Genomic DNA, 17,911 nt, shown 5'->3' with positions numbered 1-17,911 from the left:
CTTTTTTTTATTTTGGCTTAGGCTGAAAATAATTCCGCCTTCAGATATTTTAACCAAATAAAGAATTTTTTATGAACAAAACTTTCTCTCACAAAGTGCTTCTCATAGCCTTATCGCTATCGGTTAGCAGTTGTGCTGTTTTACAACCAGAAAAAGATAATGCCCCCACCGCAAAAACCGATGAGGGTGAAAAAAATGGCAACGGGGTAAAACCCTATGATAAAGTGATTACCAAAGACGCAAAGTCAGATTCAGGACTATTCACTGTGCATCGCGTAGAAGACAAATATTTCTACGAGATCCCAGACAGTCTTTTTAACCGCGAAATGCTTACCGTGACCAGAATTGCAAAAACTGCAACAGGAATTGGTTTTGGAGGTGGAAAACAAAACACTCAGGTTCATCGCTGGCAGAAAAAGGATGGAAACGTATTATTGCGTGTTGTTTCTCACGAGATTTACGCGGCTGATTCCCTACCTGTACACGAAGCCGTGGTAAATTCAAATTTTGAACCTGTATTGCAACGTTTCCCGATTAAAACCTATGGGAAAGACTCAATAAACAAAACAACAGTAATAGATGTAACCGAACTTTACACCAAAGATGTTATGGCTCTTGGGCTCCCTGACAGGACCCGGGAACAATATAAGGTTTCCCGCCTTGATGAAGCCCGTTCGTATATAGATACCATTAGAAGCTATCCCGAAAATATCGAGGTGCGTCACGTAAAAACCTATAATGCCGGCGAACCACCATCAAACGCCAGTACCGGCTCCATTTCTTTGGAATTCAGCAACTCTATGATTCTGCTTCCAAAAGTACCAATGGAACGTCGGTATTTTGACCAGCGTGTTGGATGGTTTGCGCGTGGGCAAGTTGACTACGGCCGGGAAGATCATAAAAGTAAAGAGGTTAAATATCTCGATCGCTGGAGACTTGAGGTTAAGGAAGAAGACAAAGAAAAATTTAAACGCGGGGAATTGGTAGAACCAAAGGAACCCATCGTTTATTATATAGACCGCGCAACCCCGGAAAAATGGAGGCCTTATATCAAACAAGGAATTGAAGATTGGCAGGTCGCATTTGAAGAGGCCGGGTTTAAAAACGCAATTATCGCCAAAGACCCACCAAGTAAAGAAGAAGATCCGGATTGGAGTCCTGAAGATGTTCGCTATTCGGTAGTGAGATACCTCGCCTCCCCTATTCCAAATGCAAACGGGCCTCATGTGAGTGATCCCCGTTCAGGAGAAATCCTTGAATCTGATATAAACTGGTATCACAATGTAATGACCCTCTTAAGAAACTGGTACTTTGTGCAGACCGCAGCAATTAATGAAGATGCACAGATGCCTCAATTTGAAGATGAAGTAATGGGTAGATTAATCCGATTCGTATCTGCCCACGAAGTAGGTCATACTATTGGTTTACCGCACAATATGGGAAGTAGTGCTGCTTATCCGGTAGAAAAATTGCGTGATCCTGAGTTCACTGCTGAATTCGGAACCGCCCCTTCTATTATGGATTACGCCCGCTTCAACTACATCGCCCAGCCCGGAGATGGAGATGTTGCATTAATGCCAAATATTGGCCCATATGATAAATATGCCATCAAATGGGGGTATAAGCCAATTCTTGATAAGACCGCCGAAGAAGAAAAAGAGGTTCTTGACCAGTGGATCCTTGAAAAAGCTGGAGATCCACTTTATCGCTTCGGAAGACAACAAGGAGGTGGGGTTATTGATCCCAGCTCACAAACAGAAGATCTGGGAGATGACGCCATTCTTGCCAGTGAATACGGAATTAAAAATCTAAAACGAATTGTCCCAAACTTAATTGAATGGACTGCTGAAGAGGGTAAAAATTACGAAGATCTAGATGATCTGTATTCGCAGGTGCTGGGACAATACAACAGATATATGGGGCACGTAGCCGCCAATATTGGTGGAGTTTATGAACATTACAAAACCTACGACCAGGAAGGAGCGGTTTATACTCACGTAGACGCTGAACACCAGGAAGATGCAATGCAATTTCTGCAAGATCAACTCTTCTCAACTCCCGAATGGCTTATTGACCAGGAAATTTTCAACAAAATTGAATTTGACGGAAATATTGAGCGCATCAGAAATTATCAGGTGCGCACCCTGAATAACCTGCTCGATTTTGGTAGAATGGCTCGTCTTATGGAAAATGAAGAAGTTAACGGAAATGAAGCTTATTCCCTATTGGATATGATGAGTGACCTGCGTAAAGGCATCTTCAGCGAATTATCCCGTGGTCAAAGAATTGATCGCTACCGTAGAAATCTTCAGCGTGCCTATATAGACCGAATGGAATATTTAATGACTGAAGAACAGCCTGAAATACCAAGTCGAATGAGAGCCTGGTCTTCAAGAAGTGACATAAATGTTGCACAAAGCGACATCCGCCCGGTTGTTCGTGGGGAGCTTAAAACCCTGGAACGTCAAATAAGGAACGCTATTAATAGAACCGGTGATACCTTAACCAGATATCACCTTCAGGATGCACTAGAAAGAATTGACCTTATCCTAAACCCTATTAAATAGCAGAAAAATTTTTAAACATTCGTTTAATTGTCAGGGAGGCCTGTCGGAATTTCCGGCAGGCTTCTTCTTTTTTAAACTATTCACTCTTTCCGAAGTCCTATTATGCAAGAAAGATGAGAAGTTTTAAGTATATTTCAATGTGTAAATAGAAAATAGACTTTCAGAAATAGATTAGAAAGCCTAAAAATTTAGTTTGTTTGAGCAGGCAGGGAGAATCCGGAAATCTAATTAAGCTTAAGCCAGGCTAACCAGAATATTTCTTCCCTGCCAAATAGAAAGAGGCCGTATTATCCATACGGCCTCTTCTTTATTATGTAATTAAATCTAATGGCAAATTAATCTCTTCCCATATAGATACTAAGAAAGTATAACAATGTGGCCAAAGAACCAACAGCGGCTACTACATAGGTGCGTGCTGCCCATTTTAAAGAATCTTCAGCAGCATCGTGCTCCTGGGTAGAAAGCATATTCTCATTTTCTAACCATACTAGAGCCCGCTTACTGGCATCATATTCAACCGGCAAGGTTATAAAACTAAAAAGAGTACCCATAGCATAAAGTATAATTCCAATTAACAAGATTGTACTTCCCATGGCAGTAGTCGCCATCAACATCAATCCACCAAAGATTACCCATTGTGAAAATCTGGAAGCTACACTCACCACGGGAACAAGTTGACTACGCAACTGCAACCAGCTGTAAGCCTGGGCATGCTGTATAGCATGTCCGGTTTCATGGGCCGCAACTGCGGCAGCTGCCGCATTACGTTGAGTGTAGACACCTTCACTAAGATTTATGGTTTTTTTCTGAGGATTATAATGGTCCGTGAGCATTCCAGGAGTTGAGATAACCTTTACGTTAGTAATACCATTATCCCTCAACATTGTTTCAGCGATTTCCTTCCCGCTCATCCCGTTCTGCAAGTGAACTTTAGAGTATTTTTTAAATTTACTCTTTAGCTTATTGCTCACATACATACTCACTATAAATAGTATTCCAGCAATTATATAATATCCTATCATTCCCTGTTTTTATTTAATTTTTCAAACTTCAAATATAGCAAAAACCTCGCCATATCTTACAAACTCCTTAGCAAGGCTTTAACAAGAATCCATTAAAAAACCTTATTTATCACTTTAAGATAATACCTATATTTGCAGCAATTAATTAAAAACTGGCTATGCAGTATAAAAGAATACTTTTAAAATTATCGGGAGAGGCTTTAATGGGAGACCGTCAATACGGTATTGATCCTGTTAGGCTGGCAGATTATGCAAAGGAAATTAAATCGGTAACAGATAAAGGTGTTGAAGTCGCTATTGTGATTGGAGGCGGAAATATTTTCAGAGGCGTCGCCGGAGCCAGTAAAGGAATGGACCGCGTACAAGGAGATCACATGGGAATGCTTGCCACTGTTATTAACGGACTTGCACTTCAGGGAGCACTTGAAGATGCCGATATTCAAACCCGCCTTCAATCGGCCATTCACATCAATGAAGTAGCTGAACCTTTTATTAGGAGAAGAGCGATACGACACCTGGAAAAGGGTCGGGTGGTAATCTTCGGTGGAGGAACAGGAAATCCTTATTTCACAACCGATTCTGCTGCTGTGTTAAGAGCCATAGAAATTCATGCCGATGTTATCCTTAAAGGAACCCGCGTAGATGGTATTTACACCGCGGATCCTGAAAAGGATAACAAAGCAACAAAATTTGATTATATTACCTTTGATGATGTAATTCGAAAAGGCCTTAAAGTGATGGATACTACTGCCTTTACCCTAAGTCAGGAAAACGAATTACCCATTATAGTTTTTGATATGAATACCCCCGGAAATCTTCTGAAAGTAGTAACCGGCGAGAATATTGGAACCAAAGTAAATCTATAGTTCAAAATAAACCTGCATTTTAAACTTTAAAAAGATGGAAGACGAAATTGAATTTATTATTGATAGTGCCAAAGAAGGAATGGAAAAGGCCATTTCTCACCTTAAAAAACAATTAGCAAATATCAGGGCCGGAAAGGCCAGTCCCTCAATGGTTGGCGGGGTAATGGTAGAGTACTACGGGTCACAAACTCCGCTAAACCAGGTAGCCAACGTGAACACACCCGATGCCCGAACCATCTCCATTCAGCCATTTGAGAAAAGCCTTATAGGCGATATCGAAAAAGGGATAATGCAGGCCAATCTTGGGTTTAACCCAATGAACAATGGTGAAAACGTGATCATAAGCGTACCGCCATTAACCGAGGAAAGAAGAAAGCAGCTTACCAAACAAGCCAAAGCTGAAGCTGAAGATGCAAAAGTTGGGGTTCGTAACGATCGGAAATCAGCTAATAATGAGCTTAAAAAGCTTGATATTTCTGAAGATCTCCTTAAAGCTTCTGAAGAAGAAGTACAGCAGTTGACAGATACTTATATAGCCCAAATCGATAGGATTCTCGAGACTAAAGAGAAAGAGATCATGACTGTATAGCAGCAAGACCTTTTATAATTTAACATACAATTGTCAGATAAGCATACTCCTGCCTGTCTGACAATTTTTATTTTAGGCTTAAAATCCAGAAATTTAAGCGATCACTAAAGAAATAATATGCGCCATTGCCTCATTCTCGCTTTCGTTTGTATTGTTTCTTTATCCAATGCTGTCGCGCAACATCAAATTTCGGGACGAGTTGTAAATGCTGAAACCGGGAATCCTCTCCCCTACGCGAAGATTTCCATCCAGGGGGAGTCTGCAGGCCTTACAAATATTGATGGCTCATTTTCAATTGAATTGAAAGAATCTACAGCCGAAGCCACTTTTTCTTATGTGGGTTTTTCCTCCCGAACAATCCAACTATCTGCTGCGATAGAATTTATCTTTGTCCGGCTCAAGCCATTTACTCAAACCCTGGAGGCCGTTTTTTTATATCCCGAAAAGAACCCGGCAAACAGGATAATAAGAAAGGCAATCGCCGCCCGAGCTAATAATGATCCCGAAAAAGCGGTAAATTCTTTCAGCTTCAGAAGCTACAATAAATTCTTAATCGATAACGAGAAAAACCGAATACGCCTTGAAACCGACAGCACTATGCAGGAGGTTGAAACTATTATTCAAAGTGGTGCCGCTTATTTTTCAGAAAAAATAAGCGAATATCGTTTCGAGAAGGGAAAAGGTCTAAAAGAGATAGTAATAGGTTTGAAAACCGCTGGCTTTAAAAAGCCGGTGTATGAGATCCTCTCGCTTAAAGTGAATCCTTTTTCGATTTACAAAAAAGATTATCCCATTTTTGAAACCGAATATGCCGGACCTCTTTCCAAACAGGCCTTCAGAAATTATAAATTTAAAATCCTGGATACTACAAAAACTGCAAAACCCGCTTTTGTGGTATATTTTAAACCCAAACGGGAAAAAGCCGTCGCCGGATTAGAAGGGATATTGTATTTGGACACTACAAGTTTTGCAGTACAAAAGTTCAAAGCGCAATTACTGGGGGCCATTAAATTGCAAGTCGATCAGGAATTCGAATACTTTGAAGAAGAGAAGCTATGGTTTCCTAAAAAGCAAACAACCCAAATTAGGCCAGGTAGCGGCGGGAAAGATATTTCGGTTTTTGGCGGGATGATTTCTACCGGCCGTCTTCAAAGTGGAGGAGGTATTATTAATGGTTTACTTTCCGGAGATGAGAAAGAAGCCGATCTCTATCTCACTTCTTCAACTACTAATTATGAAATTCAGTTTCTTGCAGAAGAAGAAATAGAAAATCCTTCTGCACAGGTGGAGGTAACCTCAGGCGCGTTTAAGCCTGGGGTAGAATTCTGGCAAAGTAACCGCCAACAGCCCTTAACTTTTGCTGATAAAAATTTGGAGAAAAGAGTTATTAGCCTGGTAAAAGAAAAGGATGTAGAACGCAAAATAGAAATAAAAAATACTATTGCAACGGGTTACTACCCTTTTGGTTTCTGGGATTTTGATTTGGGTAAATTTTTAAAGTACAATAATTATGAAGGTTTGCGCCTGGGTTTTGGAGGAAAGACAAATAAAAGATTTTCAGATAAATTCAATATTAACGCTTACGCTGTGTATGGCCTTAAAGATGAAGTTTTTAAATATGGCCTGGGCACCAAAATACCGCTTCATAAACCAAGTGGCACCAATCTGAAACTGAATTATACCAGCGATATTATTGAAGTAGGAAGTTTTGATTATCTGCAGGGCGTAAACGAGTTTTCTATTATTGAACCCCGGTTTGTGAATATTAGTTTTTTCTATACCGATAAAACAATTAGCGTGGGCCTCACCCATCGTTTTACCTCGAGGCTTAACAGCGAATTACAAATTAGCCACAGCCAGATAGAAAATATCCTGGATTATGCTTTTATCCATGAAGGACAACAACTAAGTAACTACCAGCTTAGCCAGGCTACTTTTTCTTTTTTATGGCGCCCTTTTGGAAGATTTTTAAAAACCCCAACAAACAACTACCTGATAGAAAAAGGATTCCCTAAATTCACAGGGCAGGTCACTCAGGCTTTCTCAGGTTTTATGAACAGTGACTTCAACTTTACTAAAATCGGATTAAAAATTGAACACGAAATTAAGAGGTTAGATCAATCCCGCACGGAATTCATCCTGGAAGGAAATTATGGGATAGGAGATATTCCTCTTACCCATGCTTTTCACGCCTTGCCCAATAATGGAAACCAAGCAGAAATACTTAAGCGTTTCTCTGTGGCAGGGCATACGAGCTTTGAAACCATGTATTACAACGAATTCTTTAGCGACCGCCAGGCTATGCTTCATATAAAGCATCAATTCAGACCAGCCGAGCTCAATAGGTTTATGAAACCGGAGCTTGTACTTATCTCCCGTCATGCAATTGGTTCATTCAAAAACCCTGAAAACCATGTAAATACATCATTCAACACTCTGGATCAGGTCTATTCCGAAGCCGGACTCGAGGTTAATAATATCCTGGCCGGTTTTGGTCTTGGAACTGCCTACCGTTACGGCGGTTATAGCCTACCGGGCTTTAAACAGAATTTCGCCTTCAAATTTACCTTTCAATTAAAGATCTAAAGACTGTACTTTACAATTAAAAAACCGCTATTTAGTATGGCTTTTTATACCTTTGCCCTCGTTTAAACCTCACCCATGTCCAAAATTTTCAGCTTTGGTTTCTGGAACTCTGTTGCAAGATTAATTCTTCGCAACAGAATTATTATTATTTTACTGGTTTTGGCTACCACGGCCTTTCTGGCTACACAATGGAAAAACATGCAATTTTCCTATACCGAAGCTAATTTATTGCCTGACGATCACGAAGCTAATTTAACTTACAATTCCTTTCTTGATACTTTTGGAGAAGAAGGCAACCTTATAATTCTTGGAGTTAAGGATTCCGCTTTATTTACTCCTGAAAAATTCCAGGCCTGGACAGTACTTAATGAGGAACTTGAAAGCTATCCTGAAGTAGATCATGTTATTTCGATAAGTAATTTAAAGAAGCTGAAAAAGTTTAATGACCCCAAGCGGTTTGAAATGGTTCCCTTTATCGAAGAGGATAAGCCTGATAAAGAGCAATTAAAAGCTTATGAAAATGAACTTTTTACCGCGCTTCCGTTTTATGAAAATCTGGTCTACAGTTCGCATTCCAACACTATTCAGTCTGCCCTTTACATCAATAAAGAGATTGTTAATTCAGAAGAAAGGAAAGATTTCGTACTCGAAAAACTCAGACCACTAATCGGGGAATTTGAAGAAATCCACGAAATTGATGTTAAGGTGTCGGGAATGCCATACATACGCACCCTTAATTCACAGAATATCATCGATGAGATCGGTCTTTTTATACTGGCGGCACTAAGCGTAACCTCCCTGATTTTCTTTTTCTTTTTCCGGTCTATTCGTGCTACTATAATCTCGATGATCACGGTTTGTATTGGTGTGATGTGGGCATTTGGGGTTATTGGCTTACTACATTACGAAATAACCGTCTTAACAGCCTTAATTCCACCGCTCATTATTGTGATAGGAATTCCTAATTGTATTTTCCTCATCAATAAATATCAGCAGGAGATAAAAAAACACGGGAACCAGGCAAAATCACTTCAGCGGGTAATAACAAAGGTGGGGAATGCCACTCTAATGACAAATGTCACCACAGCTTCCGGTTTTGCAGCCTTTATCCTTACAGACAGCACTTTGCTTAAGGAATTTGGTTTAGTAGCTTCCATAAACATTCTGGCGATTTTTGTGCTTAGCCTTCTTATTATTCCCATTATTTACAGCTATATGTCTGTTCCAAAAGACAAGCACCTTAAACACCTCAACAAGAGATGGATAGGTGGTTTTGTAGATTGGATGGAACGTATGGTTAGGCATCACAGGATTGCAATTTATATAGTTTCAGTTTTTTTACTGGTTGTAAGCATTATAGGAATCTATACCATTAAAATTTCAGGTAGTCTTCTGGAGGATATGCCTCAGGAAGCAACTTTCTTCCAGGACATCAAATTTTTTGAAGAAGAATTCGATGGGGTAATGCCCATGGAAATCCTTGTGGATACCAAACGCCCCAGGGGAGTTTTGAGGCTTTCTACCCTGAAGCGCATGGAGCGTCTTGAGGAAGAAATAACAGATATACCTGAACTGTCTAAACCCCTATCGGTGGTGAGATTGGTGAAATACACCAAACAGGCTTATTATAATGGTAATCCAAAATACTTTCAGCTTCCAACTTCCCAGGAACGAAATTTTATCATGCCCTACACCAAAGGGATGAATACTGGGGAAAATCTGTTGAATTCTTATGTAGATTCTACCGGTCAATATGCAAGGATCACAACCTTTATGAAAGATATTGGGACCGACAAGATGGAACGAATAGAGGAGAATCTCTGGCCGGAGATTAATAAGATCTTCCCAGAAGAACAATATGATGTTTCGCTCACAGGAAAAGCACTTATTTTTCAAAAAGGGACTAATTACCTGGTAAAAAACCTAATAATTTCTCTTTCCCTGGCCATATTGCTAATCGCCTTATTTATGGCCTGGTTGTTCAGGTCATTCAGGATGATCCTTATTTCTCTGGTTCCAAACCTGCTACCATTATTGGTGACGGCAGGAATGATGGGCTTTTTGGGAATCCCGATAAAGCCTTCCACCATTCTTGTTTTTAGTATTGCTTTTGGGATATCGGTAGATGATACTATACATTTTCTAGCTAAATACAGACAGGAGCTTAAAGCCAACAACTGGAAGATTAAACGATCGGTTTATGCGGCCCTAAAGGAAACCGGTGTGAGCATGTTCTATACATCTATTGTACTCTTCTTTGGGTTTTCGGTATTTATGATTAGCAGTTATGGAGGAACGGTAGCGCTTGGCGGACTCGTTTCAGCAACTCTGCTTTTCGCAATGCTGTCCAACCTTTTATTACTGCCATCGCTTTTATTATCCCTGGAACGAAACATCGCCAATAAGGAAGTAATGAAGGAACCGGCGATGAAGATCATTGAATCTGAAGAGGATGAAGAGGAGATCACAAAAGAAGAACAGAATCACCCTGAATAAAATTAATTTGGCCGAAAGGTTTTCAAAATAAAAGGCTTACTTGCTAAGCATAAACGGAAAAATTATCTTTGTTTCTTTCTAAATCTAACATAAATGATACAAGCAAAAATTGCTGAAATATTAGACAGCAATCAGTTTTTACAGGAATTTGAAGTGAAAGGTTGGGTACGCTCATTCAGGAGCAATCGCTTTATCGCGATGAACGATGGTTCAACCATCAACAACCTTCAATGTGTTGTAGATTTCGAAAATTTCAATGAAGAGCTTTTAAAAAGAGTAACCGTAGGAGCTGCCATTAGAGTTTTTGGTACTCTTGTCGAAAGTGAAGGCAGCCAGCAACGAGTGGAAATTGAAGTTAAGGAACTGGAAGTACTGGGAGATGCGAATCCGGAAGAGGTAAAATTAACCATTCTTTCCCCAAAACGACATAGCCTGGAGAAGCTTCGGGAGCAAGCCCATTTAAGGGTGCGTACTAATACTTTTGGTGCTGTGATGCGCGTGCGATCCAAATTATCATTCGCCGTACACAGTTATTTTCAGCAAAATAATTTCCATTATGTAAACACGCCAATAATAACCGGTAGTGATGCTGAAGGTGCAGGGGAAATGTTTAAAGTAACTGCATTTGATCTAAAAAATCCGCCAAAGACAGAAGACGGTAGTATAGACTTTAAAAAAGATTTCTTCGGGAAAGAGACCAACCTTACCGTTTCGGGCCAACTTGAAGCTGAAACCTATGCCCTTGGTCTGGGCCAGGTTTACACCTTTGGCCCTACATTCAGAGCAGAGAATTCAAATACCTCAAGACATCTTGCAGAATTCTGGATGATAGAGCCTGAGGTGGCTTTTTGTGACCTGGACGGCAACATGGATCTGGCTGAAGATTTTATCAAGTATGTGCTAAAATATGTACTCGAAAACTGCAAGGATGATCTGGAGTTTCTGGCACAGCGTTTCGAGAATGAAGATAAACTAAAGCCTAAAGCTGAACGCAGTGAAATGAACCTACTGGAAAAGTTGAATTTTGTTCTGGACAACAACTTTAAGCGGGTAAGTTATACCGAAGCGATCGAGATTTTAAAGAACAGTAAGCCCAACAAAAAGAAGAAATTCAATTATGTTATTGAAGACTGGGGCGCCGATCTACAGAGCGAACATGAGCGTTTCCTTGTTGAAAAACACTTTAAATGCCCCGTGATATTATTTGATTACCCGGCAAATATTAAGGCGTTTTATATGCGTCTTAATGAGGATGGAAAAACCGTGAGAGCCATGGATATCCTTTTTCCTGGAATTGGGGAGATCGTGGGAGGATCTCAACGGGAAGAACGCCTGGAAGTGCTGAAATCAAAGATGAAAGAACTCGGTATCGATGAGAAAGAACTTTGGTGGTATCTGGACACCAGGAAATTTGGTACCTGCGTACATAGTGGATTCGGACTCGGGTTTGAACGCCTTGTGCAATTTGTTACCGGCATGGGGAATATTAGAGATGTAATCCCTTTTCCAAGATTCCCCGGAAATGCAGAATTTTAATTTTTGAAACTTATTGAAACCCATATTGTTCCTGCAGGCGTAAAAGATATACGGTTGCAGGAATATGCGGTTTCCATCTTCCAGGCTGCACCTACTAAAAGCAGTATCAAAAAAGCCATTAAGCGTGGTGAAATAAAAATAGACGGCAAAGCCTCTAACACCGGTGACTGGATAACAGAAGGGCAAAAAATAGAATTATTCAAACAGGAAGCCCCGCGAAAAGTATTCAGTTTAAAGCTGGAAGTGCTTTTGGAAGATGATCATATCGCCGTGGTAGATAAACCGGCCGGATATCCCACCAGTGGAAATTATTTTAAGACTATTACCAATGCCCTTCCTTTTAATTTAAAGCTCTCAAAAATTCCAACGGCTCTTCCAGCACCACAACCGGCTCACAGGTTGGACAATCCCACCTCAGGCATACTCCTTGTTGCCAAGACAGGAGACAGCCTTAGAAAACTTCACAGGGATTTTAAAGAAAAAAAAATTCAGAAAATCTATACAGCTATATTGGAAGGGAAATTCCCGGAGAAAAAGAATCTTCAGTTTAAAATAGAAGGTAAAGAATCGCAAACAGAGATTTCACTAATAAAAGGTTTTCAGATTAAAGGGAATGATTTTTCTATTGTTTCTGCCATTCCAAAGACCGGAAGAACTCATCAGATCCGGATTCATTTAGCGAAGGCCGGTTACCCCATAGTTGGCGATAAAATATACGGTAAAGGCAATAGTCCGGGGAATATCAAAGGGTTATTTCTTACAGCCACTAATCTAAAATTTCAACATCCGGCAACGCTGGAATGGATGAATATTGCCGTGGCCCCTCCCAAAAGATTCATAAAAATAGAAGAACAAAGCAGGCTTACTTAACAAAATTTTACCACAATCACTTACTGTGCCAAAGCTAGTGTAGCGTTGTTTTGCTTATTTTTGTAGTAAGGCAAAATTATATATATGCTTAAACAACAATTAAATTTAAAACTCTCACAGAAGCTGTCTCCTCAGCAGATACAGCTAATGAAACTCATCCAGCTTCCTACCCAGGCTTTTGAACAAAGGGTGAAGGAAGAATTGGAGGAAAACCCGGCGTTGGAAGATGGCAAATTAGAGAGTGAAGATGAATACGAAGAAGAATTTTCAAATACTGAAGATGACAGCGACAATGAGACTATTGAAACAGAAATCGATGTAGACGAATACCTAAGTGACGATGAAATCCCTAATTATAGACTTCAGGCCAATAATTACAGTGCTGATGACGATGAAAAAAGCGTGCCTTATGCCTCTGGGACTTCCTTTACACAATATTTAAAGACCCAGTTAAGCACTTTAAGGTTTAATGACAATGAACAGGAGATCGCAGATTTTCTCGTGGGTAGTATAGATGAAAGCGGTTATCTTAGAAGAGAACTTCAGGATGTAGTAGATGATCTTGCTTTTACCCAGAATATTTATACCGATGAAGAAACGGTAGAAAATGTTTTAAAGAAAGTACAGGCACTTGATCCTGCCGGAGTGGGAGCCCGCTCCTTACAAGAATGTTTATTGCTGCAACTAGACAGGCGGGAACCTACTAAAGCCGTTCAGCTCGCTGCCGATATGCTTGAAAGATCCTTCGATCTTTTCAGCAAGAAACATTACACTAAACTACTTTCCCGACACGACATTAGTGAGGATGAATTAAGAGAGGCTATAGACGTAATCGAGCATCTTAATCCGAAACCGGGGGGCTCTTACTCCGGTAATACCAGAATAGTAGAGCACGTAATTCCCGATTTCACGATAAAAATTGTCGATGGAGACCTGGAGTTAACTTTAAACGGTAGAAATGCACCACAAATGCATATTTCCAGGGATTACAGCGATATGCTTAAAGGCTATAAAGAGTCTAAGGAAAAGACCAAGGACCAAAAGGAGGCAGTGATGTTCATCAAGCAAAAATTGGATTCGGCTAAATGGTTTATTGAAGCTATTAAACAGCGCCAACAAACTCTTATGGTCACCATGAGTTCTATTATGAATTACCAGAAGGAGTATTTTCTAACCGGTGATGAACGCAACCTCAGGCCTATGATTCTAAAGGATATTGCCGATGAAATTGGAATGGATGTATCTACGGTTTCCAGGGTTGCCAACAGTAAATATGTTGATACCCCCTACGGAACAAAACTGATAAAAGAGTTCTTTTCTGAATCTATGAAAAATGATCAGGGTGAAGATGTCTCCACACGGGAAATCAAAAAGATCCTGGAAATGTCTATAGAGGAAGAAAACAAGAAAAAGCCTTTAACCGATGAGAAACTAGCCAAGGTTTTAAAGGACAAGGGATATCCTATTGCACGCCGTACAGTGGCCAAATACAGGGAACAACTCGATATTCCGGTAGCCCGTTTACGAAAGGAAATTTAATGAACTTTTTGTTGAAAAGCGCTTCTTATATCTTTCATCCTATTTGGATGCCATTAGGTGGAAGTCTTATTTATTTCTTAGTTACGCCACGCTTCTTTCCCTCTGGAGTGATCCAGGCTAAATTACTGGCAATATCTATTCTCACTATTTTTATACCTATAGTTTTCTATTTCTTACTTCGGAATCTTGGAAAAGTAGACAGCGTTTTTATGCAGAATGCAAAAGAGCGCAAATGGCCGTTGTTCTTTTTCATTTTGCTATTACTGATGATTCTAAAACAGATTCTTAATGTATACAACTACCCTGTACTTTACTATTACTTTTCAGGGATTTTGATTTCGGGCGTGGTGGCTTACCTTTTCTCTGTGTTCAGAATAAAGATAAGTTTACATATGATGGGGCTGGCCGGCTTAACAATGTTCGTGGCAGGTTTAAGTATTCATTATCACATAAACCTAGTTTATAGCATCCTGTTTTTAGTATTAGCCAGTGGCTTAACAGGATCATCAAGATTATATTATAAGGCTCATACTTCCCCTGAACTTTTACTCGGTGTTCTTGCAGGTTTTCTTCCGCAGTTAATTTTGTGGAGATTCTGGCTATAAGATGTAAAACATTAAACCAATACGAACGAGGTGAATCCCTAATTCTGCCTCGTCTACTGTTGCATCATTGAAAAGTGGATTAAGGCTGTAATAAAAATGAAAGTTAAAGGTATTATATCCGAAAGTAAGATTAGCACCGAGTCTGAAACGGTTTAATTCCGGAAGGTCGTATTGTACCACCTGGTTGCCAGGCTGAATAAAATTAGACTTAAATTTATAAATATACCCGAATTTCAATCCGGAATAAATACGCCAGAATTTATAGCTCCCGGCTGTAGAAGTACGCCATCTAAATTCTAAAGGAGCTTCAATAAGCTGTGTACTGAATCGATTTCTATCATAATCCAGGCTCCTATCCAAACTTCTGAAGATAGTTTCTCCATTTTCTGCCTGCCCTATAAAAAGATTATGTCCAAAGCTGTTTAAAGACCAGCCAAGCCCTGTACCAATTGCTAAATTACGTTGTTTATTTAAGGGAAAATCCCTTATGAAACCAAGGTGTATACCTCCTGAAAAACCAGATTGAGAAATAGAGGAAGGTTTTTGATCTATAAGGTTAAAAGTAAGGCCTACATAAAATTGGTCTTCGCGGTATAGGCTATCTATAATTGAAGGTATCGAATCGGGGATTCGGTTTACCTGCTCCTGTTCATTTACCTGGGCCGTAAGTGTTAAGGGAAGGAACAGAAAGAAGAAATAAAGCCGCACCAACTTCATCTGGATTAAAAATTTAGTTATTAAATATAAAAAAACATCCTGCCAAAATTAATTAAGGCAGGATGTTTTTACAGTTTTGAAAAGATCTAACGGATTCGCCGTTATTCCATGTTTCTTAAAGCATCACCTTGTAAGGTGGTATAATTGATTTTAAGAGCTTCAGCTTTTCTCAATTCCTGTTTGATATCTGAAACCAACCCCATATTTGTTTCTTCATCTACCTTAAGGGCAGTTGTTAAATAGGGGATCAATTCTTCACGCTTAGTTTCTCTTTCGGAAAAGATAAACTGTTGTACCTCACTTACACTGGCGAACTTATCATTCAACTGGATTCTGGCTTCGGTTCCAAAACGTTGTTGATAACGCGGACTTGGTTTTCCTGCATAGATATACATTACCAAATCCTTTTTATCAAGTTTTTCAACCTGATTGGCATAAGGTAATTTATTCTGTACCATCAACGTATTTTGGCGCATTACGGTTACCACCATAAAGAAGAACAGTAGCATAAATACAATATCCGGTAAGGATGCTGTACTAATCGCAGGTTGCCCTTCGTTTGTTTTCTTTTTGAATTTAGACATAATTAAGTCTCAAATTTAAGTTTTGTTAGTAGGCCTGTTAACTTGTTGGCTCTGCTTCAGAAAGCTTCTGAGGTATCATATTTTTAATAACCTCAATTTGATCTTTTAGCTTATCCTTATTCCCATTGTAATTTGGATCATTATAATCCTTTTCCATTTTGGTAAAGGATTTTCCAAACATACGCTGGGCCTCTCTATCTCTCAATTGATTATAAGCCGCTACAAGTTCATTTTGAACTGCAATATAGGTTCCATACTCGGTCCCACGGTCATTTACCAAAGAAATGATCGCTTTCTGTGGGTTTACAGATGAAGATGGATCACCGGAACCCTGACAAAAATTACAAGCCTCATCTCCGGTTCCTCCTCCATTATCTAAAAATTCGAAGGCTGCCTGACGCAATTCATCAATCTGCATATATTCATCTTCTACAAGTAATTCGTTATTACGATTAACAAGTACAGTGAAGATGTTCCTCTGCTTAATTACCGGCGGCTCTTGCTCTTCTGGCTGCCATGGGGGTAGTTTCCTACTTATCCCACTATCTGTCTCAATGGTTGTGGTTACCAAAAAGAAGATTAGTAGCAAGAAAGCAATATCGGCCATCGAACCGGCATTAACTTCTGGTGCTTCTCTTCTTGCCATATTATTACTTCATTAATTTTTTAACTCCCGAGAATATCATTGCTAAAACAGCAATTCCCGCAAGAATGTAGAATGTTACTAATCCTGCACTTATCCAATGAGCTCCGCTAGCCGAAAGCATGCTTCCGTCTTTAAGAGTCATTTGAGATCCATCAGTTACAAGGTAAGCAATTATAATAACTGCCAGGAATGCTCCAACAACAATTAGCGTGTTTTTAATATTTCCTTTAAAAAGGCCCTTTATTACAAAGAGGGCTACCAATACCAACACAACGGCTAATACCAGATACGCTACCCACATAAACGGATCAAGAAGGCTGTTCTGCAGATCGGCTGAGGCCTCGATAGCATCATCGCTCTCGGCCAAGATCCTCCCAAGCAGGATAAGACCTATAACACCAATAACGAGGGCTATATATTTTAATATTTTATGTAAAGTCATAATTTAATCTGGTCTTAGATTCTTTTTTTGTTTTTGTAAGCTACTAGCATATCTATAAGAGTGATAGAAGCATCTTCCATATCATTCACGATGCTGTCAATCTTAGCAATAATGTAGTTATAAAAGATTTGAAGGATAATAGCCACGATCAAACCAAATACTGTGGTAAGTAACGCCACTTTAATACCTCCGGCAACAAGTGATGGTTGCATATCCCCAGCAGCCTCAATTCTATCGAAGGCGGTAATCATACCAATTACAGTCCCCATGAAACCAAGCATAGGAGCAATAGCGATAAATAAAGATACCCAGGATACGTTTTTCTCCAATTGTCCCATTTGAACACCACCGTAAGCAACTACCGCTTTCTCTGCAGCATCAATGCTTTCGTCGGCACGGTCCAGACCTTGATAATAAATAGAAGCAACAGGACCTTTAGTGTTTCTACACACTTCCTTAGCAGCATCTACTCCACCATTGTTTAATGCGTCTTCAACTTCCTGAGCCAGTTTTCTGGTGTTTGTAGTAGAAAGATTCAAAAAGATGATTCTCTCAATGGCAACAGCCAAACCAAGAATTAAACATAAAAGAACGATCCCCATAAATGCAGGACCACCTTCTATAAAACGTTTTTTAAGTTCCTGGTGAAAACCGAGGCTTTCTTCCTCTACCTCGTCAGCGGCAGCTGCAGCCTCATCATCCTGTACAAAATTTACAATTGTTTCAGGTAATGTATTCACATTATTGGCCGCATATAGGTTTCCGGCTCCTAGCACCATCACCGCGGCGATTACCAAAATAGAAAATAATCTTTTCATTGCTGTTTGTCTTAATTTAATTAGTTAA

General features: G+C 39.7%; 15 protein-coding genes. 9 read left to right on the top strand and 6 right to left on the bottom strand.

Going from position 1 to position 17,911, the window contains the following annotated elements; all coding sequences use genetic code 11:
• The first annotated feature begins 71 nt into the window (after nt 1–71).
• Nucleotides 72–2,567 (top strand): zinc-dependent metalloprotease, encoded by a 2,496-nt coding sequence (locus tag VIM94_RS09175; protein ID WP_332038998.1) that lies wholly within the window; start codon nt 72–74, stop codon nt 2,565–2,567.
• A 335-nt stretch (nt 2,568–2,902) separates the two neighbouring features.
• Here VIM94_RS09175 and VIM94_RS09170 read toward each other — a convergent pair whose 3' ends face one another.
• Nucleotides 2,903–3,589: a zinc metallopeptidase gene (locus tag VIM94_RS09170; protein WP_332038997.1), complete on the bottom strand. Its 687-nt coding sequence runs from the start codon at nt 3,587–3,589 to the stop codon at nt 2,903–2,905.
• A 158-nt stretch (nt 3,590–3,747) separates the two neighbouring features.
• Here VIM94_RS09170 and pyrH point away from each other — a divergent pair, with 158 nt between their 5' ends.
• From pyrH to VIM94_RS09130, 8 genes are all read left to right on the top strand, one after another.
• Nucleotides 3,748–4,455, top strand: coding sequence for a UMP kinase (pyrH, locus tag VIM94_RS09165; protein ID WP_332038996.1), 708 nt, complete (start codon nt 3,748–3,750; stop codon nt 4,453–4,455).
• Between the two features lie 34 nt (nt 4,456–4,489).
• Nucleotides 4,490–5,044, top strand: a complete 555-nt coding sequence (frr, locus tag VIM94_RS09160) for a ribosome recycling factor (RefSeq protein WP_332038995.1) — start codon at nt 4,490–4,492, stop codon at nt 5,042–5,044.
• Nucleotides 5,045–5,161: 117 nt separating this feature from the next.
• Complete coding sequence (locus VIM94_RS09155) at nt 5,162–7,630, top strand: DUF5686 family protein (RefSeq protein ID WP_332038994.1); 2,469 nt, start codon at nt 5,162–5,164, stop codon at nt 7,628–7,630.
• Between the two features lie 75 nt (nt 7,631–7,705).
• Nucleotides 7,706–10,126, top strand: coding sequence for an efflux RND transporter permease subunit (locus VIM94_RS09150; protein WP_332038993.1), 2,421 nt, complete (start codon nt 7,706–7,708; stop codon nt 10,124–10,126).
• 93 nt (nt 10,127–10,219) lie between these two features.
• Nucleotides 10,220–11,662, top strand: coding sequence for an asparagine--tRNA ligase (gene asnS, locus VIM94_RS09145; RefSeq protein WP_332038992.1), 1,443 nt, complete (start codon nt 10,220–10,222; stop codon nt 11,660–11,662).
• A 3-nt stretch (nt 11,663–11,665) separates the two neighbouring features.
• Complete coding sequence (locus VIM94_RS09140; RefSeq protein ID WP_332038991.1) at nt 11,666–12,532, top strand: RluA family pseudouridine synthase; 867 nt, start codon at nt 11,666–11,668, stop codon at nt 12,530–12,532.
• Nucleotides 12,533–12,616: 84 nt separating this feature from the next.
• A complete protein-coding gene (rpoN, locus tag VIM94_RS09135) occupies nt 12,617–14,071 on the top strand; it encodes an RNA polymerase factor sigma-54 (RefSeq protein WP_332038990.1) in 1,455 nt (484 codons plus the stop codon).
• Between the two features lie 11 nt (nt 14,072–14,082).
• Nucleotides 14,083–14,676: a hypothetical protein gene (locus tag VIM94_RS09130; protein ID WP_332038989.1), complete on the top strand. Its 594-nt coding sequence runs from the start codon at nt 14,083–14,085 to the stop codon at nt 14,674–14,676.
• Here the strand turns inward: VIM94_RS09130 and VIM94_RS09125 are convergent.
• From VIM94_RS09125 to VIM94_RS09105, 5 genes are all read right to left on the bottom strand, one after another.
• Nucleotides 14,671–15,393: a porin family protein gene (locus tag VIM94_RS09125; RefSeq protein WP_332038988.1), complete on the bottom strand. Its 723-nt coding sequence runs from the start codon at nt 15,391–15,393 to the stop codon at nt 14,671–14,673. The genes VIM94_RS09130 and VIM94_RS09125 overlap by 6 nt on opposite strands.
• 101 nt (nt 15,394–15,494) lie before the next feature.
• Nucleotides 15,495–15,977: a biopolymer transporter ExbD gene (locus VIM94_RS09120; RefSeq protein WP_332038987.1), complete on the bottom strand. Its 483-nt coding sequence runs from the start codon at nt 15,975–15,977 to the stop codon at nt 15,495–15,497.
• Nucleotides 15,978–16,014: 37 nt separating this feature from the next.
• A complete protein-coding gene (locus tag VIM94_RS09115) occupies nt 16,015–16,623 on the bottom strand; it encodes a biopolymer transporter ExbD (protein ID WP_332038986.1) in 609 nt (202 codons plus the stop codon).
• A 4-nt stretch (nt 16,624–16,627) separates the two neighbouring features.
• On the bottom strand, nt 16,628–17,065 hold the full coding sequence (locus tag VIM94_RS09110) for a hypothetical protein (protein ID WP_332038985.1): 438 nt from the start codon (nt 17,063–17,065) through the stop codon (nt 16,628–16,630).
• A gap of 14 nt (nt 17,066–17,079) precedes the next feature.
• On the bottom strand, nt 17,080–17,883 hold the full coding sequence (locus tag VIM94_RS09105) for a MotA/TolQ/ExbB proton channel family protein (RefSeq protein ID WP_332038984.1): 804 nt from the start codon (nt 17,881–17,883) through the stop codon (nt 17,080–17,082).
• Between the last annotated feature and the right edge of the window lie 28 nt (nt 17,884–17,911).

The organism is Salegentibacter sp. (genome assembly GCF_036568425.1).
GTDB lineage: Bacteria > Bacteroidota > Bacteroidia > Flavobacteriales > Flavobacteriaceae > Salegentibacter.
This window is presented reverse-complemented; position numbering and strand designations above follow the sequence as displayed.

What these genes read in the sequence shown, in the direction of transcription:
- VIM94_RS09105 (WP_332038984.1), bottom strand. Translation starts at nt 17,883, where the DNA reads ATGAAAAGATTATTTTCTATTTTGGTAATCGCCGCGGTGATGGTGCTA.
- VIM94_RS09115 (WP_332038986.1), bottom strand. Translation starts at nt 16,623, where the DNA reads ATGGCAAGAAGAGAAGCACCAGAAGTTAATGCCGGTTCGATGGCCGAT.
- asnS (WP_332038992.1), top strand. Translation starts at nt 10,220, where the DNA reads ATGATACAAGCAAAAATTGCTGAAATATTAGACAGCAATCAGTTTTTA.
- VIM94_RS09170 (WP_332038997.1), bottom strand. Translation starts at nt 3,589, where the DNA reads ATGATAGGATATTATATAATTGCTGGAATACTATTTATAGTGAGTATG.
- VIM94_RS09125 (WP_332038988.1), bottom strand. Translation starts at nt 15,393, where the DNA reads ATGAAGTTGGTGCGGCTTTATTTCTTCTTTCTGTTCCTTCCCTTAACA.
- VIM94_RS09120 (WP_332038987.1), bottom strand. Translation starts at nt 15,977, where the DNA reads ATGTCTAAATTCAAAAAGAAAACAAACGAAGGGCAACCTGCGATTAGT.
- rpoN (WP_332038990.1), top strand. Translation starts at nt 12,617, where the DNA reads ATGCTTAAACAACAATTAAATTTAAAACTCTCACAGAAGCTGTCTCCT.
- pyrH (WP_332038996.1), top strand. Translation starts at nt 3,748, where the DNA reads ATGCAGTATAAAAGAATACTTTTAAAATTATCGGGAGAGGCTTTAATG.
- VIM94_RS09175 (WP_332038998.1), top strand. Translation starts at nt 72, where the DNA reads ATGAACAAAACTTTCTCTCACAAAGTGCTTCTCATAGCCTTATCGCTA.
- VIM94_RS09110 (WP_332038985.1), bottom strand. Translation starts at nt 17,065, where the DNA reads ATGACTTTACATAAAATATTAAAATATATAGCCCTCGTTATTGGTGTT.
- VIM94_RS09150 (WP_332038993.1), top strand. Translation starts at nt 7,706, where the DNA reads ATGTCCAAAATTTTCAGCTTTGGTTTCTGGAACTCTGTTGCAAGATTA.
- frr (WP_332038995.1), top strand. Translation starts at nt 4,490, where the DNA reads ATGGAAGACGAAATTGAATTTATTATTGATAGTGCCAAAGAAGGAATG.
- VIM94_RS09155 (WP_332038994.1), top strand. Translation starts at nt 5,162, where the DNA reads ATGCGCCATTGCCTCATTCTCGCTTTCGTTTGTATTGTTTCTTTATCC.